This window comes from Pseudomonas sp. NPDC089408 (assembly GCF_044749445.1).
Taxonomy (GTDB): domain Bacteria; phylum Pseudomonadota; class Gammaproteobacteria; order Pseudomonadales; family Pseudomonadaceae; genus Aquipseudomonas.
The window spans coordinates 82,874-106,098 of the sequence record NZ_JBIVHY010000001.1; the positions used below are offsets into that span (position 1 = coordinate 82,874).

Below are 23,225 nucleotides of genomic sequence, written 5' to 3' on the forward strand. Positions count from 1 at the left end.
TTGCCATTAAGAGCCGAGCTCAGTGAACCGGCCCACGCCCGTCAAACCAGACAACTTCTTCCTGATGATCTATCGTGCCCTGAGTCAACGTCGCGTGCCGCTGGCACTGCGCATCGCCTGCACCAACATCTTCCTGGTGGCGCTGGCACTGGTCATCTATGCCTGTGTAATGGGCCTGCAGTTCAAGCAGGCCATGCACGAGCAGGCCGATGCCCTGGGGCAGAGCCTGACCACCCAGACCGCCACCTCGGCGACCGAGCTGCTGGTGTCCAACGACATCCTCAGCCTCAACGTACTGCTGGGCAACCTGGTGAAAAACCCGCTGGTGGCCCATGCGGCGATCTACAGCGTGGACAACCGCATCCTCGCCGAGGCTGGCCAGCGGCCGCGCAACAGCCTGCTGGGCGAGGCTGAAGGCCTGTACCAGACCAAGATCACCTTCCAGGACGTGACCGCCGGGCAACTGCGCATCAGCCTGGACATGAGCCAGTTCCAGCAGCCGATGCTGATCAGCCTGCAGAGCATGGGCATCCTCGCCGCCATCCTGCTGGCGCTGGCCTTGGCCCTCAGCTTGCGTCAGGGCCGCTATATCACCCTGCCGCTGCTGCAACTGCGGGTATGGCTGCGCGACCCGCAGTACTACACCCCGGCCACCGACCGCCAGGACGAGATCGGCGACATTGCCCGCCAGCTGCATGCACGCCTGGCACCACCGCCGCCACCGGAACCGGAGCCCGAGGAAGACGACGACGAGCCGTTCGACGACTTGCACGAAGCCGCCCCGGCCCCCAAGGCCGCGCCGCGTGCCAAGGTGGCCGCGCTGGAAGACGAGGATGACGACGAAGCCTTCGCCGGCCTGCTGGACGACGACAGCGCCCCGAAAGCCGCCGCCGTGGCCGAGCCCGACGAACCGCAATACAGCGCCATCCTTGCCGTGCAACTGGGCTCGCAGGAGCAGCTGCGCCGCCTGCCGCGCACGCGCCTGGCCGAGCTGACCGAGCGTTACGGTGACTGCCTGGAGCACGCGGCCTCGCTTTACGACGGCGAAACACACACGCTCAACGACGGCAGCACGCTGGTGCTGTTCCACAGCCGCGAGTGTGGCGAGGACTACCTGACCAACGCCATTTGCTGCGGTGAGTTGTTACGCGCCCTGGGCCATGCCCTGCAGATCGAAGTCGCCGACAGCGGCATCACCTTGCAGCTGCAACTGGGCCTGGTGTTGGGCAACGACCTGCATGGGCTGGAACTGGTTGATCTGCTGATGGCCGAGAAGGCCCAGGATGCCCTGGCGCTGTCACAACACAGCCGCAACCTGTTGCTGGTGGAGCGGCAGATCAGCGATGACGCGCTGATTCGCCAGCGCGCGCGCATTCGCCCGATTGCCAGCCCGGAGGGTGCTTGCTGTGTCGAGCGGCTGATGGAGCCCTACCCGTCGATGCTGGAACGCCAGTTGGCGCGGATGCACGAGCGGCGGGCCTGACAGGCATACGCTGCCCCTGTAGGAGCGGCCTTGTGTCGCGATGGGCCGCGAAGCGGCCCCAACAATATGAGCCGCACCGCTAAACCCTGGGGCTGCTTCGCAGCCCATCGCGACACAAGGCCGCTCCTACAGAGACCGCGCCAAGCTTCCGACAGGTTTATTGCAGATACAAAAAAGCCCGCAACAATGCGGGCTTTTTTATGGCTGGCTGTTCGATCAGAACCGATAAACTTCCATGTCGGTACGAATCGGCGAGGCCATCGGGATCTTGGACTTCTCCGGTGCCTTCTTCACCTGTACCGGCGCAGCAGGCTTTTTAGGCGACTCCTCGGCAATTGCCGGCTGGTTGGCCAGCGGCTTCACCGCAGTGCTCAGCTGTTCGGCCAGTTTCTGCAGCAATTGGCCCTGAGCCTGAACCTGCGACGACTCGCTGCCCTCGTGCGGCTGCTCGAGGTGAACGATACGGTTGTCCCGCACACGGCCGCGGCGGTCCAGCAAGCGCCACTGGGCATCCAGGATGGCTGGCTGGTCCTTGCCCGAGTCCAGGCGAGTGATAGACAGCAGCACTTGCACGTCCGGGCTGAAACCGGTGGTTGCCGGGGCCAGCACCACACGCTGGCTGTCCAGGCGCCACGCCAATTGACGCACCAGCAGCTGGTCAATGTCCGATGAAAGGCTACCCGCCCAACGACCGTCGGTCGCCGCGCTCAGGCTGCCATCGGCCTGACGTTGCAGGAACGTCTCGCGCTGCAGGTAATCGGCCACCGAGACCGGGCCGAGCACCACGGCCATGCCCGCACTCTGCGAAGGCTGGCCAGGATCACCGCTGTCGAGCTGGTACAAGGCGACCGGCTGATGCATGGTGCACCCGCCAAGGCCCAGCAGGCCAGTCATCAACAGCGCAAATGGAAGGCGCAGAAATTTCATCATCCCATCCAGGCGGTCGCCTACAGGCACACCGCAGTGATACATAAAAATTCAAACGGGCACACGGCCACGCCGGCACCGCAAGGGCCATATCATCCGCGAAATAACCGTCCGACTCCAGTGTTTCTGCCCGGAACGGCGCTGAAATTGCCGTTCCAGACATTTCTACCGGTTACGCCGGCACTTCCACCTGCAAGCTATCGACACGCTGGAAGCCGCGTGGCAGCTTGCTACCGCGCCGTCCGCGCTCGCCCTTGTAATGCTCCAGATCGTCCGCCTTCAGAGACAGGGTACGCTTGCCAGCCTGCAAAACAAGGGTCGCGCCTTCGGGAATGACTGCCAGATCGGTGACATATTCTTCACGGCTGGCCACCCGGTCGCCCGGCACACCGATGATCTTGTTGCCCTTGCCTTTACCCAGCTGTGGCAAGTCGCTGACCTTGAACACCAGCAGTCGGCCTTCGGTGGTGACGGCCGCCAGCCAGTCCTGCTCACGGCTGGCCACCGGGCGCGGGGTCATGACCTTGGCGCCGTTGGGCAGGCTGAGCAAGCCCTTGCCGGCCTTGTTCTTGGCCTGCAGGTCTTCACCCTTGACCACGAAGCCGTAGCCGGCATCCGAAGCCACCACGTACAGCGCATCGTCCTCGGGCAGCAGCACACAATCGAAGGTGGCCCCAGGCGGAGGCGTCAGGCGCCCCGTCAGCGGCTCACCCTGGCCACGCGCCGAAGGCAGGCTGTGGGCAGCAAGCGAGTAGCTGCGCCCGGTCGAGTCGATCAGCACGGCAAACTGGTTGGAACGCCCGGCCGCAGCGGCCTTGAAGCCGTCGCCTGCCTTGTACGACAGGCCGGTCGCGTCAATGTCGTGGCCCTTGGCACAGCGTATCCAGCCTTTTTCCGACAGCACCACAGTAACCGGCTCGGTCGGCATCAGCTCGTTTTCCGACAGGGCCTTGGCTTCGGCGCGCTCGACGATTGGCGAGCGGCGGTCGTCGCCATAGGTTTCGGCATCCTTGATCAGCTCGCTGCGCACCAGCTTGCGCAGCTTGGCCTCGCTACCCAGCAGCGCCTGCAGCTTGGCCTGCTCCTTGAGCAGCTCGTCCTGCTCGCCACGGATCTTCATCTCTTCCAGGCGCGCCAGTTGCCGCAGGCGGGTCTCGAGGATGTAGTCGGCCTGGATTTCGGTCAGGTCGAAGCGTGCGATCAGCGCCTGCTTGGGGTGTTCCTCGGTGCGGATGATGTGGATCACTTCATCCAGGTTGAGGAACGCGGTGAGCAAACCGTCCAACAGGTGCAGGCGCTTCTCGACCTTGTCCAGGCGGTGCTGCAGCCGGCGACGAACGGTGTTGGTGCGGAACTCCAGCCACTCCACCAGGATCGTGCGCAGGTTCTTCAGCTGCGGCCGGCCGTCGAGGCCGATGATGTTGACGTTGACCCGGTAGCTGCTTTCCAGGTCGGTGGTGGCGAACAGGTGCTGCATCAGTTCGTCGGCATCCACGCGGTTGGAGCGCGGGATGATCACGATGCGGCACGGGTTCTCATGGTCCGACTCGTCGCGCAGGTCGGCCACCATCGGCAGCTTCTTGGCCTGCATTTGCGCCGCGATCTGCTCCAGCACCTTGGCCCCGGAGACCTGGTGTGGCAACGCGGTAACCACGATGTCGCCATCCTCGACGCGGTACACGGCGCGCATGCGGATCGAGCCGCGGCCGCTTTCGTACATCTTGAGGATTTCAGCCCGCGGCGTAACGATCTCGGCCTCGGTCGGGTAATCCGGGCCTTGAATGTGCTCGCACAACTGCTCGATGGTGGCCTTGGGCTCGTCGAGCAGGCGCACGCAGGCGCTGGCTACTTCACGCAGGTTGTGTGGCGGTACGTCGGTGGCCATGCCCACGGCGATACCGGTGGTGCCGTTGAGCAGGATGTTGGGCAGGCGCGCCGGCAACACGGCCGGTTCCTGCAAGGTGCCGTCAAAGTTCGGCACCCAGTCGACGGTACCCTGGCCAACCTCGCTGAGCAGCACTTCTGCGTAGCGTGACAGCCGCGCCTCGGTGTAACGCATGGCGGCGAACGACTTCGGATCGTCCGGCGCACCCCAGTTGCCCTGCCCGTCGACCAGGGTGTAGCGGTAGCTGAACGGCTGCGCCATCAGCACCATGGCCTCGTAGCAGGCCGAGTCGCCGTGGGGGTGGAACTTGCCGAGCACGTCACCGACGGTACGCGCCGACTTCTTGTGCTTGGCATCGGCATCGAGCCCCAACTCGCTCATGGCGTAGACGATGCGGCGCTGCACCGGCTTCAGGCCATCGCCGATGTGCGGCAGGGCGCGGTCCATGATCACGTACATGGAGTAGTTGAGGTAGGCCTGTTCGGTGAAGTCAGCCAGCGAGCGGCGTTCTACGCCGTCCAGGCTGAGTTCCAGTGAGTCGCTCATGCGGGCCTCGTCATTTCAGGTTCTGGCGCAGCAGCATAGTGCCGCCACGCTGGGTAAATTCAAGTTGTTGCAGGGCACTCATGCCCAGTAATACGGTGGGCCCGTCCAGGCCCGGCACGACGATGGCGCGTACACCCTGCAGGCGGATATCGCCCAGTTGCAGGCTGGCCAGGCGCGTGCGGTAGCCTTCGGTGCGACCGTTGGCGGTGCTCAGCAGCACCGGGCTGCCTCGCTCCAGGTTCAGATCGCGGGCCACTCCCTCGGGGATCGCCACGTCGGTGGCACCGGTGTCGAGCATGAAATGCACCACCTGGCCATTGATCGCGCCATCCACCACGAAATGGCCCTGGCCATTGCCCAGCAGGCGCACTTCGACAAAACCCTCGCCATGCGCGGACTGCACCTGGCTATTGGGGTTGCGCTGGCTGTCTTCCCACTGGCCGAAAAAGCGCGTGGCCAGAAATAGCGCCGCGGCCCAGGCGAGGACCATCAGCACCCTGCCCGCACGCTTGCCCGGCGCCTGGCTCATGGCTTGGCGCTCCAGCCGCCTTGCGGCGCGTCGAAGCGCCAGACGATCGGCCGGGTATCGCCATCGGCACGGGCGCCGTTGTTGTTGTCCAGGCCGATCCACGCGCCCTTGGCATCGATCACCAGCGCTTCGGCCAGGCCAAACGGCTGCGCGTAGCGGCGTGACTCGACCAGCGCATCGGCAGCGAACGACCAGCACCGCTCGACCGTGCCGCTGTCGGCGTCACGCCGGCATACCCGGTAGGCGTTGCGTTCCAGGGTAAACAGCTTGCCCTCGAACCAGGCCAGGTCGGCGAAGTCACGCGACAAAGCCCGGGCATCAGGCATTTGCGCCGGTTGCATCTCGGCCCCGGCCTCGCTCAACAGCACGCAACTGCGCCCGCAGGTCCACACCGACTGCTGGCGCTCGATGGCCACCAGGCCACGGCGCTCGCGCTCGGCGGCCAGCCACAGGCGGTCACCCGCCGGGTTGATCGCCAGGCCTTCGAACAGGGCGTTGAAGTTCAGCAGCATGCCGCTGGCCCGGGCCTGGCGCACCATGGCCGGGTCGATCTTCAGCCAGTCCGGCTCGCCGCCCAGCGGCAGTTGCAGCACCGCGGCATGGGCTTCGCTGACCAGGTACAGGTTGCCCGCCTGGTCACAGGTGATGCCCTCGAAATCCAGTTCGCCACCGCGAATGTACGACGCTGCCCAGTTGCGCGACTTCAGCCCCCACGGCAGGCCGCTTTCCGGCACCGGTGGCGGGCTGAAGGTAAGCGGCTGGGCGCGCCAGGTGGCGTTCTGCTGCTCGAAGCGATAGATGCGGTCGTCGTCGCGGTCGGACACGCCCCACAGCGCGCCCCGGCACTGCGCAAGGCCAGACAGGTTGCCACCGCGCATGCCGTCGATCGGGTGTTCGGCACTCATCTTCAGCTCCGGCCAGTTGCCCGCCAGACTTGGCAGGGCAACCAGCGCCAGGCAGGCCGCCAGGAGCTGACGAATCAAACCATGACCTCGGCCAGGTTGCCTTTGGTTTCCAGCCAGCTCTTGCGGTCACCGGCACGTTTCTTGGCCAGCAGCTTGTCCATCAGCTCGCACGTCGCCTCGACGTCGTCCAGGGTCAACTGCACCAGGCGACGGGTGTTCGGGTCCATGGTGGTTTCGCGCAGCTGCGGCGGGTTCATTTCGCCCAGCCCCTTGAAGCGGGTCACCTGCGGCTTGCCGCGTTTCTTCTCGGCTACCAGGCGGTCGAGGATGCCATCACGCTCGGCTTCGTCGAGGGCGTAGTAGATTTCCTTGCCCAGGTCGATGCGGTACAGCGGTGGCATGGCCACGTACACATGCCCGGCCTCGACCAGCGCGCGGAAATGCTGGACGAACAGCGCGCACAGCAGCGTGGCGATGTGCAGGCCGTCGGAGTCGGCGTCGGCGAGGATGCAGATCTTGCCGTAACGCAGTTGCGTCAGGTCGGTAGCACCCGGGTCGACACCGATGGCCACGGCAATGTTGTGCACTTCCTGGCTGGCGAGCACTTCGCCGCCGTCCACTTCCCAGGTGTTGAGGATCTTGCCGCGCAGCGGCAGGATAGCCTGGAATTCCTTGTCCCGCGCCTGCTTGGCCGAACCACCGGCCGAGTCACCCTCGACCAGGAACAGCTCGGCACGCATCGGGTCCTGGCCGGCGCAGTCGGCCAGCTTGCCGGGGAGTGCCGGGCCTTGGGTGATGCGCTTGCGCTCGACCTTCTTGCTGGCCTTGAGGCGGCGGCCGGCGTTGCTGATGGCCAGCTCGGCCAGTTGCATGCCCAGCTCGGGGTGGGCGTTGAGCCACAGGCTGAAGGCATCCTTGACCACGCCGGAGACGAACGCCGCCGCCTCGCGCGAGGACAGGCGCTCTTTGGTCTGCCCAGAGAATTGCGGCTCCTGCATTTTCATCGAGAGGACGAAGGAAATGCGCTCCCAGATATCCTCCGGCGCCAGCTTCACGCCGCGCGGCAGCAGGTTGCGGAACTCGCAGAACTCGCGCATGGCATCGAGCAGGCCTTGGCGCAAACCGTTTACATGCGTACCGCCCTGTGCGGTGGGGATCAGGTTGACGTAACTTTCCTGAACGCTGTCGCCACCTTCAGGCAGCCACAATAATGCCCAGTCTGCGGCTTCCTTGTTACCCGCCAGGCTGCCGCAGAACGGCTCATCCGGCAGGCGCTGGAACTCGCTTACGGCATCGACCAGGTAGGAGCGCAGGCCATCTTCGTAATGCCATTCGACCTTCTCGCCGCTGGCCTTGTCCTCGAAGCTGACCAGCAGCCCCGGGCACAGGACCGCCTTGGCCTTGAGCACGTGCTTGAGGCGGCTGATGGAGAACTTGGCCGAGTCGAAGTATTTCGGGTCGGGGCTGAAGTACACGCTGGTGCCGGTGTTGCGCTTGCCGACCGAGCCGACCACTTCCAGCTCGCTGGCCTTGAAACCATCGGCGAAAGTCATCTGGTATTCGTTGCCGTCACGCTTGACGCGCACGCGCACCTGGGTCGACAGGGCGTTGACCACCGAAATGCCGACGCCGTGCAGGCCGCCGGAGAACTGGTAGTTCTTGTTGGAGAACTTGCCACCGGCGTGCAGTTTGGTAAGGATCAGCTCGACCCCGGACACGCCCTCTTCAGGGTGGATGTCCACCGGCATCCCGCGGCCGTCGTCGCTGACTTCCAGCGAGTGGTCGGCATGCAGGATGACCTGTACCGAACGGGCATGGCCGGCCAGGGCTTCGTCGACACTGTTGTCGATGACTTCCTGGGCCAGGTGATTGGGGCGGCTGGTATCGGTGTACATGCCCGGCCGCTTGCGGACCGGGTCAAGGCCCGAGAGGACTTCGATGGCGTCTGCGTTATAGGCGCTAGCGCTGGGATTGGCCATAGGGTCTCGTCGTCAGTCTGGTGAGTGCAAAAAAAGTCAAAATACAGAAAAATCGAGCGCCGCATACTGCCCACGGGCAATGCCTGCGAAGGCCAGCAGGGCCGGCAGGCGCTCGGCAAAGCCCTGGAAGCTGTGGTCGCCACCGGCCTGGATACGCAGGGCGCATGCGCGGTAATAGCGCTCGGCGTGGCGATAGTCTAGGGTTTCATCGGCGGTTTGCAGCCACACTTGATAGCGGCTGGCATCTGCCGGGGCCGCTACTTCCAGCTCGGCCAGGGCCTGCACGTGATCGTGGGTCAGCGCCCAGGTTTCATCGGTGTAGTGGTTGCGCTGGGTACCCAGGTAGCCGTCAAAATGCTTGTGCGGGGTTACCGCCGGGTTGACCAGCAAGGCCTTGAGACCATGGCGCTCGGCCAGATAGGTGGCATAGTAGCCGCCGAGCGAACTGCCCACCAGTAATGGCGCACCGAGCTGGGCGATGGCTGCCTCAAGCTGGGTGATGGCCTGGCGCGGGTGGTGGTGCAAGGCGGGTACGCGCAACTGCTCGGTTAGGCCGAGCTGCTGCATGACGGCTTCGAGTTGGCGCGCCTTGGTTGAAAGCGGCGAGCTGTTGAAGCCGTGGATATAGAGGATGGAACCCGACATGCTGCCCCCGGAATCTGTGGCTTCGCGCCTGATGATGCGGGCGCAGGGACGCGCAGTGTAGCGCGTTCGCCGGGTTTTGACGCAGTGTCACGGGTTTCGCAACAATTTCTTCACGTGCCCTGTGGGAGCGGGTTCACCCGCGAAGAACGCAACGCGGTGCATGGCACGGGCTTCGCCCGTGTTCGCGGGTGAACCCGCTCCCACAGGGATGGGGCGGCCTCTGGCACTCAATACCCCGGGCTATCGAAGTCGAGCTTCACTTCAAAGTCCAGCGCCCGCTCTATGCCGGTCTCCAGCCGCCCGTCTGCATGCAGGCGCAGCCAGCGGTAGCCCGGCTGCTCTTCGCTCACCTGAAAGTCCTCGCTACGCGCCGCGAACTGGATGCAGGTCGATGGCGTAGCCAGCAAACGCCGGCCATCACGCAGTTCATCCCACTCCTGATGCACATGCCCCCACAGCAGCGCCCGCACCTGTGGATAACCTTCGACGATATCGAACAGCGCCTGGGCATTGCGCAAACCAATCGGCGCGATCCAGGCGCAGCCGATGTCCACCGGCTGATGGTGGAAACACACCAGGCAATGCCGCTCGCCCGCACCTTTCAGTGCTGCTTCCAACACTGCCAGCTGGTCATTCTCCAGTAAGCCATGGGTCGCACCGTGCACGGCCGTGTCGAGCATGACGATGCGCCACCCGCCAATGTCGGTCACCGCCTGCACCAGCTCCGGCGCAACCTGTGCCATCACCTGGGCCTCATCGTGGTTGCCCGGCAACCAGCGAGTCGGCACGGCAAACGGCGCAGTCAGCTCACGGAACGCTTCATAAGAGGCAACACTGGCATCCTGGGACAGGTCGCCAGTGCATAACAGCAGGTCGACCCGCGGTTGCTCGCGCCGCACCTGGGCCACCACATGGCGCAGGCTGTTGCGCGTATTGAGGCCGAGCATGCTGCCGGCCGGGTCCGCGAACAGGTGGGCATCGGTCAGTTGCACCACATGCACGGGGCGCGATGGTTCCGAGTATGGCAACGGCCGTCTCCTTTCAGCGAACGCTGGCCAGTTCGTGACCGCAGGCCAGGCAGTGGCTCAGCCATTCACCGAGGAACAGGTTGAGCTGGGCTTTTTCGTCCGGTTGGTGCATGGCGTCGTTCGGGTACGGGTAGATGCTGCGCAGGCGCCGGGTGTGTTCGGCGCTGACCACTTCGGCCATGCGCGCATCGTGGTACACCTGCACTTCCAGGTGCGGCACCGGCAGCCACGGAAGGCTGTGCTCCTGGCGCACATGCAAGGTGGTGGTGTACGGGCAGGCCAGCACCACGTCCAGCACCAGCACGCCGAGCATCTGGTCGCCCTGGGTCATGCCGATGCGGCGCGAGCTCTGGGTGGTGCGCATGTCGGGTAACAGGCGCATCAGCCGGGCGTAGTTGGCCTCGCAGGCTGCTTGCAGCCCGACCAGGTCGACTCGATAGCGCTCGCGCAGCAGGTTCACTTCCACATACCTCGTACTTCGTCACGGTTCAGCGCCAGCCATTGCAGGCCAATGATGGTCGCCGCATTGCAGATGCGCCCATCGCGCACCGCCTGCAAGGCATCCTCGAACGACCACACGCGCACGCGAATGTCTTCACCTTCTTCTTCCAGGCCGTGCAGGCCGCCCGCACCCTCGCTGCTGCAACGCCCAAGGAACAGGTGAACGTATTCGTCACTGCCGCCGGGCGACGGGAAGTAACGGGTCATCGGCCACAGGGCACTGAAGGTCAGGCCGGCTTCTTCTTCGGCTTCGCGATGAGCAACTTCTTCCGGTTGCTCATCCTTGTCGATCAGCCCGGCAACCATTTCAATCAGCCAAGGGTTGTCGGCCTTGCCCATGGCCCCGACGCGGAACTGCTCGATCAGCACCACTTCATCGCGCAACGGGTCGTAGGGCAACACGCACACGGCATCGTGACGCACAAACAGCTCACGGCTGATCTCGCGGCCCATCCCCCCGGCGAACAGCTCGTGACGCAGGTGCACCCTGTCGAGCTTGTAGAAGCCCTGGAAGCAATTGGCCCGCTTGACGATCTCGACCGCCTTGGGTACCGAATTCAACGTGTCTGACATGGAAATCCTCGTTACCTCAATTACCGCATCGCGCCATCCTACTCTGCACGCTAGCGCGTTTCACCCCTTTCCGGTAACCGTTCGCCCACTCGGGACAGCACGCCTGCTCTCTGTTAGCTTAGTGGCGAACTGAAGGCCGCGCAGACGGTCAAAGGCCGACTTTTCCCTGTTCTGCAAGGATCATCATGACACTTGTCAAACTGACTTCCGTGGCCGTGCTGGCACTCGCTCTAGGTGCCTGCCAGAGCCTGTTCACGCCCAACTACCGGGCCCCGCTCGAGGTCAAGCGCGACGCCTGGGAGCATGTCAAACCCGGGTGCAGCGAAAGCGACTGCCCGTTGGTGAACATCGACATGGTGCATTTCCCGGACCTGCCCAAGCTCGACGGCATCGTCGAAAAGCGCTTGCTGCAACTGACCGAAGATAATCAGCATGGCACCGCACCGAGCACCCTGCAGGCCTACGAACAGCAATACCTGGCCACGGCCGACAAACGTAACAGCAGCTACCTGCAAGCCAAGGTACGCGAGCAGCATGACGGGCTGGTGATCATCGAGCTGTCCAGCTACCTGGACAGTGGCGGCGCCCACGGCATGCCAGGGCGTGGCTTCATCAACTATTCGCGCAAGCTGGACAAGGTGCTGACCCTGCAGGACATGCTGGTGCCTGGCCAGGAAGAGACCTTCTGGAAAACCGTCGAAGAATCGCACCGCGCCTGGCTGATGAGTGTGGGTATGGACAAGGACGCCGAGTTCGTCAAGACCTGGCCGTTCAAGAAGTCGCCGCACGTCGCCCTGACGTACGGCGCGGTGGTGGTCAAGTATGAGGTCTATGCCATTGCGCCCTACTCCATGGGCCACGTGGAATTGAAGATCCCCTACCCGCGCCTGAATGGCGTACTCAAGCCTGAACTGTTTCCCGGCCGCGGCTGAGGCTTAGCAAGGCATGCAGCACACCTGCCAGCAGCAACGCTGGCAGGGTGGCACCCAGCTCCGGTGCGTTGGCGGCAATCAGGTGATAGGCCGCCACCCCGGCAAACCAGGCCAGTAGGGCCTGCCAGTGCAAACCATCGACCTGTGCCGGCAGGCGGCGGCGACGGATCACGTAGTGGTCCATCAGCACCACGCCGAACAGCGGCGCAAAGACCGAACCAATGAGCAGCAGGAAATTCTCGTACTGGGCCAGCGGCGCCAGCAAGGCGATCAAGGTGCACAGCACGCCGATGGCCAGCGCCAGGTGCTCGACCTTCAACGGCAGCAGCACACCGGTGGAAACCGCCGCCGAGTGCATATCGGCGAAGGCCTTTTCCGACTCGTCGAGCAGAATCAGCAGCAGCGGGATACCCATGCCGGCACCAGCCAGGGCCAGCAACAGCGCATTGACTTCACCGCTGGCGGCGAAGGCCAGCGTGTAGGCCACGCCCAGGCTCATCAACCAGGTGTTGCCGATGAAGTAGCCCAGTACCGTACCGCCGAACACATGCTTGCCATTACGGGCGAAACGCGAGTAGTCGGCGATCAACGGCAACCACGACAACGGCATGGCAATGACGATGTCAAAGCCTACCGCCAGCGACATCGAGCCGTCCCCGGCGCGGCTCCACAAGTCAGCCAGGTCAGCCTTGGCGAACAAGTTCCAGGTCAGCCAGACGCAGGCGCCCAGCAGCAACCAGATACCCCAGGCGCGCAGCACCTTGCGCACGAACGCCAGAGGCCCACTCACCGCCAGCAAGGTCGCCAGGGCACCAAAGCACAGGGTCCACAGCATCGGGCTGTTCCAGGCACTGTCCTCACCAAAGGCGCGCGCGCCCAGCAGGCTGGCGGCATCGCGCATGACAATGATCTCGAACGCGCCCCAGCCCACCAATTGCAGCAGGTTGAGCAGCGCCGGCAAGCGCGCGCCGTGGCTGCCCAGGCTGAGTCTCAGAGTGCCCATGGCCGACAAGCCAGTGTCGCTGCCGATGACCCCGGCGGCGCCCAGCAACAGAACCCCGACACCGGTGCCCAGGGCAATGGCCAGCACTGCGCCGGCCAGGCCCAGGCCTGGCGCGAGCATGGCGCCGACCTGCAGCACCATCAGGCCGATGCCGAGGGAGAACCACAGCGAGAACAGGTCGCGGGCGCCGAAAATGCGCTGGTGGGTGGGGACCGGGTGGTCGGGGGAGAATTGGCTGGGGGTGGTCATGCTTGTTGATACTCGGCAAAGTATTTGAGTGGACGCGGTCGCTGTAGGAGCGGCCTTGTGTCGCGAAAGGGCCGCAAAGCGGCCCCGGGTCTCAGCTTCGCAGCTGAAATTACCGGGGCCGCTTCGCGGCCCATCGCGACGCAAGGCCGCTCCTACAGGGGGCAGTGTCGCGATTTAGACCTTGTGGTACAGCTGGCTGCCTTCCTGGCGGAACCGCTCGGCCTGCTCGCGCATGCCTGTTTCGACCGTAACGTCCACGGCCTCGATCTTGGCAGCGTACTCACGCACTTCCTGGGTGATCTTCATAGAGCAGAACTTCGGCCCGCACATCGAGCAGAAGTGCGCGACCTTGGCCGATTCCTTCGGCAGGGTTTCGTCGTGGTAGGCCCGCGCGGTGTCCGGGTCCAGGCCAAGGTTGAACTGGTCTTCCCAGCGGAACTCGAAACGCGCCTTGGACAAGGCGTTGTCGCGGATCTGCGCGCCCGGGTGGCCCTTGGCAAGGTCGGCCGCATGCGCGGCGATCTTGTAGGTGATGATGCCGGTCTTGACGTCGTCCTTGTTCGGCAGGCCCAGGTGTTCCTTGGGCGTGACGTAGCAGAGCATCGCGCAACCGAACCAGCCGATCATCGCCGCGCCAATGCCCGAGGTAATGTGGTCGTAGCCAGGGGCGATGTCGGTGGTCAGCGGGCCGAGGGTGTAGAACGGCGCCTCGTCGCAGCACTCCAGCTGCTTGTCCATGTTCTCCTTGATCAGCTGCATCGGCACGTGGCCAGGGCCTTCGATCATGCACTGCACGTCGTGCTTCCAGGCAATCTTGGTCAGCTCGCCGAGGGTTTCCAGCTCACCAAACTGCGCAGCGTCGTTGGCGTCGGCGATCGAGCCAGGGCGCAGGCCGTCACCCAGCGAGAAGCTGACGTCGTACGCCTTCATGATTTCGCAGATTTCGTCGAAGTGGGTGTACAGGAAGTTTTCCTTGTGGTGCGCCAGGCACCACTTGGCCATGATCGAGCCACCCCGGCTGACGATACCGGTAACGCGCTTGGCGGTCAGCGGCACATAGCGCAGCAGCACACCGGCGTGGATGGTGAAATAGTCCACGCCCTGCTCGGCCTGCTCGATCAGGGTGTCGCGGAACAGCTCCCAGGTCAGGTCCTCGGCCACGCCGTTGACCTTTTCCAGGGCCTGGTAGATCGGTACGGTACCGATCGGCACCGGCGAGTTGCGGATGATCCACTCGCGGGTTTCATGGATGTGCTTGCCGGTCGACAGGTCCATGACCGTGTCCGAACCCCAGCGGATGCCCCAGGTCAGCTTGGCCACTTCTTCCTCGATCGAGGAACCCAGGGCGCTGTTGCCGATGTTGCCGTTGATCTTCACCAGGAAGTTGCGCCCGATGATCATCGGCTCCACTTCCGGGTGGTTGATGTTGGCTGGGATGATCGCGCGGCCGCGGGCGACTTCCTCGCGGACGAACTCGGGGGTGATTTCTTTCGGGATGTTGGCGCCAAAGCTGTGGCCGGCGTGCTGCTCGTTCAGCAGGCCAGCAGCACGGGCCTCCTGCAGCTTCATGTTTTCGCGGATGGCCACGTACTCCATCTCGGCAGTGATGATGCCTTGGCGGGCATAGTGCATCTGCGAGACGTTGGCGCCGGGCTTGGCGCGGCGCGGGTTGCGCACGTGGGCAAAGCGCAGCTTGGCCAGTTCGGCATCGTTCAGGCGCTGCTGGCCAAAGTCCGAGCTCAGGCCGTCGAGGCGCTCGGTGTCACCGCGGGCTTCGATCCAGGCCGAGCGCACATCGCCCAGGCCCTTGCGCACGTCGATGATCACATCAGGGTCGGTGTACGGGCCGGAAGTGTCGTAGACCAGTACCGGGGCGTTGGTTTCGCCACCAAAGTCGGTCGGGGTATCGTCCAGGCTGATTTCGCGCATGGGTACGCGGATGTCCGGGCGCGAGCCTTCGACGTAGATCTTGCGTGAACGGCGGAACGGTTGCACGGACTGCTGATCGACTTGTGCCGATTCGCTGAGGTTGATCGCTTTTTCTTGTTTGGTCATCACAGGCTCTCCAGACGGCTTCCTAGCAGTGGAATGTCGGGGTGAACCTGAATGGCGCGGACGCACCCATTGATGAGTGCAGTGCCGGATAGGGGTGCCTGAAGCTGCATGCAGCTGTGACAATCCCGGACCTGGCACAAGAGGCTCCCCGGGAAGGTGAGCAATCTTGTTCCCTACGCAGGCGCTAACCTGATCAGGTTCAACGGGATCCGCACCTCTGCGATCTCAGCCTTTGCTTCAAGGCACCCCGACAAGAACACGCGCAGTCTAGACTGGAGTGGTCGGCAAAGCCAAGCGGGTAAATGCGTGGATGATGAAAGGCACACCCGGCGATTGTTGCCGGGGGCGCATGGCACTACACTGGCGCATCGCTCGATACTCAACAGTTCAGTAATTCAATTTCGTACAAGGATTGCCTCTATGCTGCGCAAACTCTCACTGGCGATAGCCGTGTCTTGTGCGTCCAACGGAGTGGTATGGGCAGCGGACGCGCCCCAAACAGTCAAGACAGACCTGGTCAGCGTCTACCAGGAAGCGGTCGACAACAACGCTGACCTGGCGGCAGCGCGTGCCGATTACGGCGCCCGTCGCGAAGTGGTACCGCAAGCCCGGGCCGGGTTGCTGCCTAATCTGTCGGCGGGTGCCGAGATGATGAACACGCGCACGAAGCTGGATGAGCCATCCATCACCTCCAACCGCAGCGGCAATTCCTGGAGTGCGACCCTGGCGCAGCCGATTTTCCGCGCAGACCGCTGGTTCCAGTTGCAGGCTGCCGAGGCGGTCAATGAACAGGCGGCACTTGAACTGTCGGCAACCGAACAGAACCTGATACTGCAAACCGCACAGAACTACTTCGCCGTGCTGCGGGCGCAGGACAACCTGGCCGCGACCAAGGCCGAGGAAGCGGCCTTCAAGCGCCAGCTCGACCAGTCCAACGAACGTTTCGACGTGGGCCTTTCCGACAAGACCGATGTGCTGCAATCCCAGGCCAGCTATGACACCGCCCGGGCCAACCGGATCATCGCCGAACGCCAGGTACAGGATGCCTTCGAGGCCCTGGTAACCCTGACCAACCGCGAGTACAGCTCGATTCAGGGCGTGGTCCACACCTTGCCGGTGCTGGTCCCTACGCCCAACGACGCCAAGGCCTGGGTCGAAACTGCCGGGCGCCAGAACCTCAACTTGCTGGCCACCAACTATGCGGTTTCCGCCGCCGAAGAGACGTTGCGCCAGCGCAAGGCGGGCCATGCACCGACCGTGGATGCGGTGGCCAAGTACCAGAAAGGCGACAACGACAGCCTCGGTTTCAGCAACCCTTCGCCCTTGGGTCAGCGCTATGGCGGTGATGTCGAGCAGACCAGCGTCGGCCTGCAACTGAACATCCCGATCTACAGCGGCGGCCTGACCAGCTCGCAGGTACGCGAAGCCTACCAGCGCCTGAGCCAGAGCGAGCAGCAGCGTGAAAGCCTGCGCCGCCAGGTGGTGGAAAACACCCGCAACCTGCACCGTGCAGTGAACACCGATGTGGAGCAGGTGCAGGCGCGCAAGCAGTCGATCATCTCCAACCAGAGCGCACTGGAAGCCACCGAAATCGGCTACCAGGTGGGTACCCGCAACATCGTCGACGTGCTCGATGCCCAGCGCCAGCTGTACACCTCGGTGCGCGACTACAACAACAGCCGCTACGACTACATCCTCGATAACCTGAGCCTGAAGCAGGCCGCCGGTACGCTGAGCCCGCAAGACCTGCAGGACCTCAAGCGCTACCTGAAACCGGACTACAACCCGGACAAGGACTTCCTGCCGCCGGACCTGGCAGCGGCGGCGGCCAAGAACTTCGAGCGCAGGCCTTGAGATAGGTGTCGCATTCTTCGCGGGTAAACCCGCTCCTACAGGTCATCAGCGCCCTCAGGCCTGCTGCGATCCCTGTGGGAGCGGGTTCACCCGCGAAGAAGCCAACACCGCATTCAGCGGATAAGCGCACCCAGCCCATCGAGCAAACGCTGCAACGCACCCTGATTGGCCTGCATCCCCCCCCTGCCCGCCTCGCCCATACGCTGGGCATCCTGCGGCAACTCGACCAGCCGCCGCACCGCCTCGGCCAGCCCGTCAGCATCGTCCACCTGCTGCAACGCCCCCGCCTCACGCAACATCGCGCTGATTTCGAGGAAATTGAACACGTGCGGCCCCATCAGCACCGGCAAGGCCAGTGCTGCCGGCTCCAGCGGGTTGTGCCCGCCGGTCGCCACCAGGCTGCCGCCGACAAAGGCGATGTCAGCCAGGGCATAGAGGAACAGCAGTTCGCCCATGGTATCGCCCAGCAAAACCCGCGTCTGCGCATCGACCGGTAGCCCGGCGGAACGGCGCACGGTGTTGAACTGTTCGCTGCACAGCGCATGCACCGCATTGAACCGCTCAGGGTGGCGCGGCACCAGGATCAGCAAGGCATCGCCATGCACCTGCAACAGCTGTTGGTGCGCCTGCAGAATCAGCGCGTCCTCACCCTCATGGGTACTGGCGGCAATCCACACGGGGCGCTGCACTGCCCCCCATTGCCCGCGCAACAACCGGGCACGCGGCAGCAACTGCTCGTCGACTTTCAGGTCGAACTTGATCGAGCCGGTCACCTGCACGCATTCAGGCCGTGCGCCCAGGTCGCGGAAGCGCTGGGCCTCGGTTTCGGTCTGCACGGCAATCAGGCTCATCTCGGCCAGCATCGGCCGGGTCAGCCTGGCAAAGCGCCCATAGCCACGGGCCGAGCGCACAGACAAACGCGCGTTGGCCAGCGCTACCGGAATGCCGCGCCGGGCACACTGGTGAATGTGGTTGGGCCACAACTCAGTTTCCATGATGATGCCCAGCTTCGGCTGCACATGATCGAGAAAACGCCCCGCCGCCCAAGGCAGGTCGTAGGGCAGGTAGCAGTGCTGCACGCGCGGTTCGTCGGCGAACATGGCGCGAATGCGCTCGGAACCGGTGGGCGTCATACAAGTGAGCGTGATCGGCAGTTCGGGGTAGGCCTTGAGCAAGGCACGCACCATCGGTGCAGCGGCGATGCTTTCGCCCACCGATACGGCATGCACCCAGATTCCGCCCTGGCGCATGGCCGGCAGCTTGAAGGCAAAACGCTCGGCGATGCGCTGGCCATAAGCCGGCGCCTTGCGCGCGCGCAGGTACAGGCGCAGCGCGACCAGCGGCAGGCCCAGGTGAAACAGCAAGGTGTAGAGGGTTCTGTTCATGGCAGCGGAGTTTACCCGATCGCGCGCAGGTGCACCGCAAAGCGCTCGGCCAACCATTGCGCGGCTGGGCCCAGGGGCTCATCGCGGCGCCAGGCCAGCTCCGCTACCAGCGCAGGCGGGCGCCATTCGCTGTCCAGTTCGACCATGTGCGCCTGATAGGTCGGGTACTGCACCACGTGGCGTGGCAACCAGGCCCAGCCCAGGCCGCGCATCAGCAGTTCGGCCATGGCGTAGAAACTGTCGGCACGCCATACCTGCGGGCTGACGGCTTCGCCCCCGGGATAGCCACTTTGCTGTGGCGTGATCAACAATTGCCGGTGGCGTGCCAGTTGCTGCCGGGTTACCCGGCCTTCAGCCGCCAGCGGGTGGCCAATTGCGCACACCGTGACCATTTCCACACTGCCCAAGGCACGCCGTTCCAGCGATGCCGGCATACTTTCGTGGTGAAAAAACAGGCCCAGGTCGGCGCGCCGCTCGACCAGCTTGCGCGCCACATCGCCCTGGGCACCACTGGCCAGCTGCACCTCCAGGTACGGGTAGTGGCTGGCCAACTCGTCAAGGCTGTCGATGACCGGCTGGTAGGGCATGGCTTCGTCCTGGGCCACCCGTAACAAAGCTTCCTGCCCGCGCATTAACGCCAGCGCGCGGCCATCCAGGCGTTCGCACTGGCGCAACAGTTCACGGGCATCCTCCAGCAGCGCGCTACCGTTTTCGGTCAGTTTCGGCTGCCGGCCACTGCTGCGCTCGAACAGGGTAACGCCCAGGTCGGTTTCCAGCAGGGCAATGGCGCTGCTGATCGCCGACTGCGCCTTGCGCTGCTCGCGGGCCACGGCAGAGAACGAGCGCAATTCTGCAACCCGCAGAAAGGTGCGCAGCTGTTCAAGGTTCCACTGCTCGGCCATCAGCCTATCTCCACTATTGATAGGTAATGACTTTACCCCATCCAGGTTAGGTCTAGAATGCCCGGCCAGTATCCGGAGGATCCCGCCATGAATGCCTATACCTATCTCGCCATTGCCATCTGCGCCGAAGTCATCGCCACTGCCTCGATGAAAGCGGTAAAAGGCCTGAGCACGCCATTGCCGCTGCTGCTGATGGTGGTGGGTTATGGCATTGCGTTCTGGATGCTGACCCTGGTGGTGCGCAGCATTCCGGTGGGGATTGCCTATGCCATCTGGTCGGGGCTGGGGATTGTGCTGATCAGCGTGGCAGCGCTGGTGGTCTACGGGCAGAAGCTGGATGTGCCGGCGATGCTGGGGATGGCGATGATTGTGGGTGGGGTGGTGGTGATTCAGCTGTTCTCGAAGACGGCTGGGCATTGAGTTGGCCTGAAGATTTTGGGGCCGCTATGCGGCCCATCGCGACGCAAGGCCGCTCCTACAGGGACCACACAAGTCCCAAGAGATGCGCGGTCGCTGTAGGAGCGGCCTTGCGTCGCGATGGGCTGCGCAGCAGCCCCAAGGATCGCAAAACCCACACAGGCCCGACCCTGTATACTTGCCAGCTGTCCCAGTCTTCGAGGTACCGCCATGCCATCTGCCATTTCCACTGACGTACTGATCGTCGGCGCCGGGGTCGCAGGCCTCTGGCTCAATGCCCGCTTGCGTCGCCTGGGCTACTCGACGGTGCTGGTTGAGCGCGCCAGCCTTGGCGGCGAGCAGACGATCAAGTCGCAAGGCATCATCCATGGTGGTACCAAGTACGCCCTGCACGGCGCGCTGACCGGTGCCTCGGAAGCCATCGCCGACATGCCGCGCCGCTGGCGCGAGGCATTGAGCGGCAAGGGTGAGCTGGAACTTACCCGCACCCGCCTGCTGTCCGATGCGCACTACCTGTGGTCCCCTGGCACCCTCGCCGGCAACCTCACCAGCTTCTTCGCCAGCAAGGCCGTACGCGGCCGGGTTGACCAGGTGAAAGGCGAGCAACTGCCTCCCGCCCTGCAAGACCGCGCCTTCAAGGGCAAGGTCTATCGCCTGGCCGAACTGGTCATCGACGTACCCAGCCTGCTGGCCAACTTGGCCGAACTGGCCGGCGACAGCCTGTTGGCCGGTGAACACATCGAGCCGCTGCGCGAAGGCGACGAACTGGTCGGCCTGCGGGTCGATGGCCGCGACATCCGTGCCCAGCGCATCGTCCTCAGCGCTGGTGCCGGCACCGCTGACCTGCTGCATGCCCTGGGCCTGAACCAGCCGGCCATGCAAACCCGCCCGCTGCACATGGTGCTGGCCAAGGGCGCCAACCTCAAGCCGCTATACGCGCACTGCCTGGGCGGCGGGCCGAAACCGCGGGTCACCATTACCACCCACCCGGCCGCCGATGGCCAATGGGTCTGGTACCTGGGCGGCGACCTGGCCGAAGCCGATGGCGTAGCCCGCGAACCGGCGGCGCAGATTGCTGCAGCACAGAAAGAAATTGCCAGCCTGCTGCCGTGGGTCGACCAGAGCCAGATACATTGGGCGACCTTGCGGGTCGACCGTGCCGAGCCTGCGCAGTCGGGCCTGGTGCGCCCGGACAACGCCTTCCTTGCCGACCAGCAACGGCTGCTGGTTGGCTGGCCGACCAAACTGGCACTGGCACCGGACTTCAGCGACCGGGTGGTCAGCCACCTGGAGCGCGACGGCATCCGCCCGCAGGCACACACCGAGCTGGCCGGCCTGCCACGCCCGCCACTGGGCGTACCGGCCTGGGAGCAACTGTTGCCATGAGCCTGCCGACCCTGCACGATTTCCACCGCCCGCTGGGCAGCACCGGCTTCAAGGTTTCGCCGCTGGGCCTGGGCACCGTGAAACTGGGCCGCGACCAAGGCGTCAAATACCCTAACGGCTTCACCATCCCCGACGATGACGAGGCCCGCCTGCTACTGGCCCAGGCCCGCGAACTGGGTATCAACCTGATCGACACCGCCCCGGCCTACGGCCGCAGCGAAGAGCGCCTGGGCCCGCTGCTGCGCGGGCAGCGCGACGAATGGGTAATCGTCAGCAAGGTCGGTGAAGAGTTCGACAATGGCCTGTCGCACTTCGATTTCAGTGCCGCCCACACCCGCCGGTCGGTGGAGCGCAGCCTGCGCAGGCTGGAAACCGACCGCATCGAGTTGGTGCTGGTGCACTCCGACGGCAACGACCTGGCAATCCTCGAACAGCAGGAGGTGTACCAGACCCTGGCCGAACTCAAGCAGGAGGGCAAGATTCTCGGCTTCGGGCTGTCTGGCAAGACTGTCGCCGGCGGCCTCAAGGCGCTGGAGCAAGGCGACTGCGCCATGGTCACCTACAACCTCAATGAGCAGGCAGAACGCCCGGTGCTGGACTACGCTGCCGAGCACGGCAAGGCCATTCTGGTGAAAAAGGCCCTGGCCAGTGGGCATATCTGCCTGGCCCCGGGCGTTGACCCGGTACAGGCCAGCTTCGAGTTGCTGTTCGCCCACCCGGGCGTCAGCAGTGCTATCGTCGGCACCATCAACCCGCTGCACCTGGCCCACAACGTGGCCACTGTCGCCCGCATCCTGGGCCGGCACTGAGTTACCCCTGGCCCGAGGGCCAGGAAACTGACCCGACGCAAGGAGGAGCCTCGTGGCGCGAACGCTGATCCGCAAGAACCCGAGCAACTTCAAGACACTGCCCCTGCATGTCGAGGCCACGCCCGAGGGGCTTATCTACCAAAGTATCGGCATGCCGCTGAACTTTGCACAGACACAGCAGCGGCGCAAAGCCATCCAGCTGCCCGACGCGCAGCGTTTCGTGGTCGAACTGGCCAACCTGGGCGTATCGGTGCGCCTGACGCTGAATTGGCAGAACCGCGACTACTGGGTGCTGGTCCGCCAGCGCCGGCAAGACCGCGGCGATGTGGTGCTGAAACTGATTTCCGGGTATGTACCGGCGCAGGAGCTGAACCTGCCGTTGCACACCGCCGTGCAGGAAGTGGCTGAAGAGTGCCTGCTGGAAACCCCGGAAGGCTGGTTGGGCGGCCGCTTCAACGACACCTGGCTGCCGGTGCCGTACGCCGCTGCCCTGCACTATCGCGAAACCCCGCATTTCGTGCTGGCCCCGGAGTCCGGCGCCGCACGCCCCGTGCACTGCGGCAAGCTGATGCTGCTGGAGCGGCCACGCGCTTATGTGCATTTGCCCACCGCTTCATTGCAACTGATCTACGACATGCGCCTGCAGGTGCCGCGAGAAGCCAAGAAGCTCAGCCTGTTTCACGTTGATGAGCGGCTGGAGGGCGACCAACTGGTGGCACGGCTCAACCGCAAGCGGCCTGACCTGTATCTGATGCCGTTGAAGGACGGCCAGCCATTGGCAGAGCTATATACGCTGAAGAAGGACGAGCTGGTGCCGGCGAGTACGCGGGGGCTGTACCTGGCCGAAAGCTTTGCCGGGCAGGAAGGTTGGGTGGTAACGGACGAGCGGGTACGCTGGAAGGACTGGGTGAAACAGCAGGGGTTGGTGGAGAGCAAGCCGGTGCGGGCGTCGCACTTGCAGCGGTTTGGCGACAAGGCGCGGGCGTTGCTGGAGCGGGCGCGGACTTCACTGCACAAATAACATTCCGGGGCCTGCTCGACACCCTGTAGGAGCGGGTTCACCCGCGAAGAATGCAATTCGGTGCATGGCACCGGCATAGCCGGTGTTCGCGGCTAAAGCCGCTCCTACAGGTATTGCGTAAACCCGAAGCCAACACAGCACTTGTAGGAGCGGGTTCACCCGCGAAGAATGCAACTCGGTGCATGGCACCGGCATAGCCGGTGTTCGGGGC

Annotated in this window: 20 protein-coding genes and 1 riboswitch; of the genes, 7 read left to right on the top strand and 13 right to left on the bottom strand. The window is 64.3% G+C overall.

Going from position 1 to position 23,225, the window contains the following annotated elements:
• The first annotated feature begins 22 nt into the window (after window positions 1-22).
• Window positions 23-1,483 (top strand): histidine kinase, encoded by a 1,461-nt coding sequence (locus ACIP02_RS00400; protein WP_400612142.1) that lies wholly within the window; start codon window positions 23-25, stop codon window positions 1,481-1,483.
• 216 nt (window positions 1,484-1,699) lie between these two features.
• Here ACIP02_RS00400 and ACIP02_RS00405 read toward each other — a convergent pair whose 3' ends face one another.
• The 9 genes from ACIP02_RS00405 to ACIP02_RS00445 form a co-directional block, all read right to left on the bottom strand.
• Entirely contained in the window at window positions 1,700-2,410 is a 711-nt protein-coding gene (locus ACIP02_RS00405; RefSeq protein WP_400612144.1) for a membrane integrity-associated transporter subunit PqiC, read from the bottom strand.
• 172 nt (window positions 2,411-2,582) lie between these two features.
• On the bottom strand, window positions 2,583-4,841 hold the full coding sequence (gene parC / locus ACIP02_RS00410; RefSeq protein WP_400612146.1) for a DNA topoisomerase IV subunit A: 2,259 nt from the start codon (window positions 4,839-4,841) through the stop codon (window positions 2,583-2,585).
• Between the two features lie 10 nt (window positions 4,842-4,851).
• A complete protein-coding gene (locus ACIP02_RS00415) occupies window positions 4,852-5,370 on the bottom strand; it encodes a TIGR02281 family clan AA aspartic protease (RefSeq protein ID WP_400612148.1) in 519 nt (172 codons plus the stop codon).
• Entirely contained in the window at window positions 5,367-6,353 is a 987-nt protein-coding gene (locus tag ACIP02_RS00420; RefSeq protein ID WP_400612150.1) for an esterase-like activity of phytase family protein, read from the bottom strand. The genes ACIP02_RS00415 and ACIP02_RS00420 overlap by 4 nt, the downstream gene beginning before the upstream one ends.
• Complete coding sequence (gene parE / locus ACIP02_RS00425) at window positions 6,350-8,254, bottom strand: DNA topoisomerase IV subunit B (protein ID WP_400612152.1); 1,905 nt, start codon at window positions 8,252-8,254, stop codon at window positions 6,350-6,352. Before parE ends, ACIP02_RS00420 begins: the two co-directional genes overlap by 4 nt.
• A 36-nt stretch (window positions 8,255-8,290) precedes the next feature.
• Complete coding sequence (locus tag ACIP02_RS00430) at window positions 8,291-8,899, bottom strand: YqiA/YcfP family alpha/beta fold hydrolase (protein WP_400612154.1); 609 nt, start codon at window positions 8,897-8,899, stop codon at window positions 8,291-8,293.
• 227 nt (window positions 8,900-9,126) lie between these two features.
• Window positions 9,127-9,927 carry a 3',5'-cyclic-AMP phosphodiesterase gene (cpdA, locus tag ACIP02_RS00435; RefSeq protein ID WP_400612156.1) on the bottom strand — a complete coding sequence of 267 codons (801 nt, stop codon included), beginning with the start codon at window positions 9,925-9,927 and terminating at the stop codon, window positions 9,127-9,129.
• Between the two features lie 13 nt (window positions 9,928-9,940).
• Complete coding sequence (locus tag ACIP02_RS00440; RefSeq protein ID WP_003249480.1) at window positions 9,941-10,393, bottom strand: DUF1249 domain-containing protein; 453 nt, start codon at window positions 10,391-10,393, stop codon at window positions 9,941-9,943.
• On the bottom strand, window positions 10,384-11,001 hold the full coding sequence (locus tag ACIP02_RS00445) for an NUDIX domain-containing protein (RefSeq protein WP_400612158.1): 618 nt from the start codon (window positions 10,999-11,001) through the stop codon (window positions 10,384-10,386). The genes ACIP02_RS00440 and ACIP02_RS00445 overlap by 10 nt, the downstream gene beginning before the upstream one ends.
• Before the next feature lie 185 nt (window positions 11,002-11,186).
• Here ACIP02_RS00445 and ACIP02_RS00450 point away from each other — a divergent pair, with 185 nt between their 5' ends.
• Window positions 11,187-11,933: an RsiV family protein gene (locus ACIP02_RS00450; RefSeq protein WP_400612160.1), complete on the top strand. Its 747-nt coding sequence runs from the start codon at window positions 11,187-11,189 to the stop codon at window positions 11,931-11,933.
• On the opposite strand, the gene cytX is transcribed toward ACIP02_RS00450, so the two are convergent.
• The gene (gene cytX / locus ACIP02_RS00455) at window positions 11,902-13,185 is read right to left on the bottom strand and encodes a putative hydroxymethylpyrimidine transporter CytX (RefSeq protein ID WP_400612162.1); all 1,284 of its coding nucleotides are present in this window, start codon (window positions 13,183-13,185) and stop codon (window positions 11,902-11,904) included. The genes ACIP02_RS00450 and cytX overlap by 32 nt on opposite strands.
• Before the next feature lie 174 nt (window positions 13,186-13,359).
• Entirely contained in the window at window positions 13,360-15,240 is a 1,881-nt protein-coding gene (gene thiC, locus ACIP02_RS00460; protein WP_400612164.1) for a phosphomethylpyrimidine synthase ThiC, read from the bottom strand.
• A 153-nt stretch (window positions 15,241-15,393) separates the two neighbouring features.
• Window positions 15,394-15,500, bottom strand: a riboswitch (TPP riboswitch).
• Between the two features lie 160 nt (window positions 15,501-15,660).
• On the opposite strand from thiC, the gene ACIP02_RS00465 reads away from it, so the two are divergent.
• Window positions 15,661-17,094: a TolC family outer membrane protein gene (locus ACIP02_RS00465; protein WP_400612166.1), complete on the top strand. Its 1,434-nt coding sequence runs from the start codon at window positions 15,661-15,663 to the stop codon at window positions 17,092-17,094.
• Window positions 17,095-17,207: 113 nt separating this feature from the next.
• Here the strand turns inward: ACIP02_RS00465 and waaA are convergent, their stop codons facing one another.
• On the bottom strand, window positions 17,208-18,479 hold the full coding sequence (gene waaA / locus ACIP02_RS00470; protein ID WP_400612168.1) for a lipid IV(A) 3-deoxy-D-manno-octulosonic acid transferase: 1,272 nt from the start codon (window positions 18,477-18,479) through the stop codon (window positions 17,208-17,210).
• 11 nt (window positions 18,480-18,490) lie between these two features.
• Window positions 18,491-19,381 (bottom strand): LysR family transcriptional regulator, encoded by an 891-nt coding sequence (locus ACIP02_RS00475; RefSeq protein WP_400612170.1) that lies wholly within the window; start codon window positions 19,379-19,381, stop codon window positions 18,491-18,493.
• Window positions 19,382-19,468: 87 nt separating this feature from the next.
• Between ACIP02_RS00475 and ACIP02_RS00480 the strand changes: the two genes are divergently transcribed.
• The 4 genes from ACIP02_RS00480 (at window position 19,469) to ACIP02_RS00495 (ending at window position 23,014) form a co-directional block, all read left to right on the top strand.
• Window positions 19,469-19,801 (top strand): multidrug efflux SMR transporter, encoded by a 333-nt coding sequence (locus tag ACIP02_RS00480; protein ID WP_054887895.1) that lies wholly within the window; start codon window positions 19,469-19,471, stop codon window positions 19,799-19,801.
• 207 nt (window positions 19,802-20,008) lie between these two features.
• Window positions 20,009-21,184 (top strand): NAD(P)/FAD-dependent oxidoreductase, encoded by a 1,176-nt coding sequence (locus ACIP02_RS00485; protein ID WP_400612173.1) that lies wholly within the window; start codon window positions 20,009-20,011, stop codon window positions 21,182-21,184.
• Window positions 21,181-21,993 (top strand): aldo/keto reductase, encoded by an 813-nt coding sequence (locus ACIP02_RS00490; protein ID WP_400612175.1) that lies wholly within the window; start codon window positions 21,181-21,183, stop codon window positions 21,991-21,993. Before ACIP02_RS00485 ends, ACIP02_RS00490 begins: the two co-directional genes overlap by 4 nt.
• Window positions 21,994-22,045: 52 nt before the next feature.
• A complete protein-coding gene (locus ACIP02_RS00495; RefSeq protein WP_400612177.1) occupies window positions 22,046-23,014 on the top strand; it encodes a metal ABC transporter ATPase in 969 nt (322 codons plus the stop codon).
• Window positions 23,015-23,225: the final 211 nt, after the last annotated feature.

What these genes read in the sequence shown, in the direction of transcription:
- ACIP02_RS00405 (WP_400612144.1), bottom strand. Translation starts at nt 2,410, where the DNA reads ATGAAATTTCTGCGCCTTCCATTTGCGCTGTTGATGACTGGCCTGCTG.
- parC (WP_400612146.1), bottom strand. Translation starts at nt 4,841, where the DNA reads ATGAGCGACTCACTGGAACTCAGCCTGGACGGCGTAGAACGCCGCTCG.
- ACIP02_RS00480 (WP_054887895.1), top strand. Translation starts at nt 19,469, where the DNA reads ATGAATGCCTATACCTATCTCGCCATTGCCATCTGCGCCGAAGTCATC.
- cytX (WP_400612162.1), bottom strand. Translation starts at nt 13,185, where the DNA reads ATGACCACCCCCAGCCAATTCTCCCCCGACCACCCGGTCCCCACCCAC.
- thiC (WP_400612164.1), bottom strand. Translation starts at nt 15,240, where the DNA reads ATGACCAAACAAGAAAAAGCGATCAACCTCAGCGAATCGGCACAAGTC.
- waaA (WP_400612168.1), bottom strand. Translation starts at nt 18,479, where the DNA reads ATGAACAGAACCCTCTACACCTTGCTGTTTCACCTGGGCCTGCCGCTG.
- parE (WP_400612152.1), bottom strand. Translation starts at nt 8,254, where the DNA reads ATGGCCAATCCCAGCGCTAGCGCCTATAACGCAGACGCCATCGAAGTC.
- ACIP02_RS00465 (WP_400612166.1), top strand. Translation starts at nt 15,661, where the DNA reads ATGCTGCGCAAACTCTCACTGGCGATAGCCGTGTCTTGTGCGTCCAAC.
- ACIP02_RS00430 (WP_400612154.1), bottom strand. Translation starts at nt 8,899, where the DNA reads ATGTCGGGTTCCATCCTCTATATCCACGGCTTCAACAGCTCGCCGCTT.
- ACIP02_RS00445 (WP_400612158.1), bottom strand. Translation starts at nt 11,001, where the DNA reads ATGTCAGACACGTTGAATTCGGTACCCAAGGCGGTCGAGATCGTCAAG.
- ACIP02_RS00415 (WP_400612148.1), bottom strand. Translation starts at nt 5,370, where the DNA reads ATGAGCCAGGCGCCGGGCAAGCGTGCGGGCAGGGTGCTGATGGTCCTC.
- ACIP02_RS00485 (WP_400612173.1), top strand. Translation starts at nt 20,009, where the DNA reads ATGCCATCTGCCATTTCCACTGACGTACTGATCGTCGGCGCCGGGGTC.
- ACIP02_RS00490 (WP_400612175.1), top strand. Translation starts at nt 21,181, where the DNA reads ATGAGCCTGCCGACCCTGCACGATTTCCACCGCCCGCTGGGCAGCACC.
- ACIP02_RS00475 (WP_400612170.1), bottom strand. Translation starts at nt 19,381, where the DNA reads ATGGCCGAGCAGTGGAACCTTGAACAGCTGCGCACCTTTCTGCGGGTT.
- ACIP02_RS00450 (WP_400612160.1), top strand. Translation starts at nt 11,187, where the DNA reads ATGACACTTGTCAAACTGACTTCCGTGGCCGTGCTGGCACTCGCTCTA.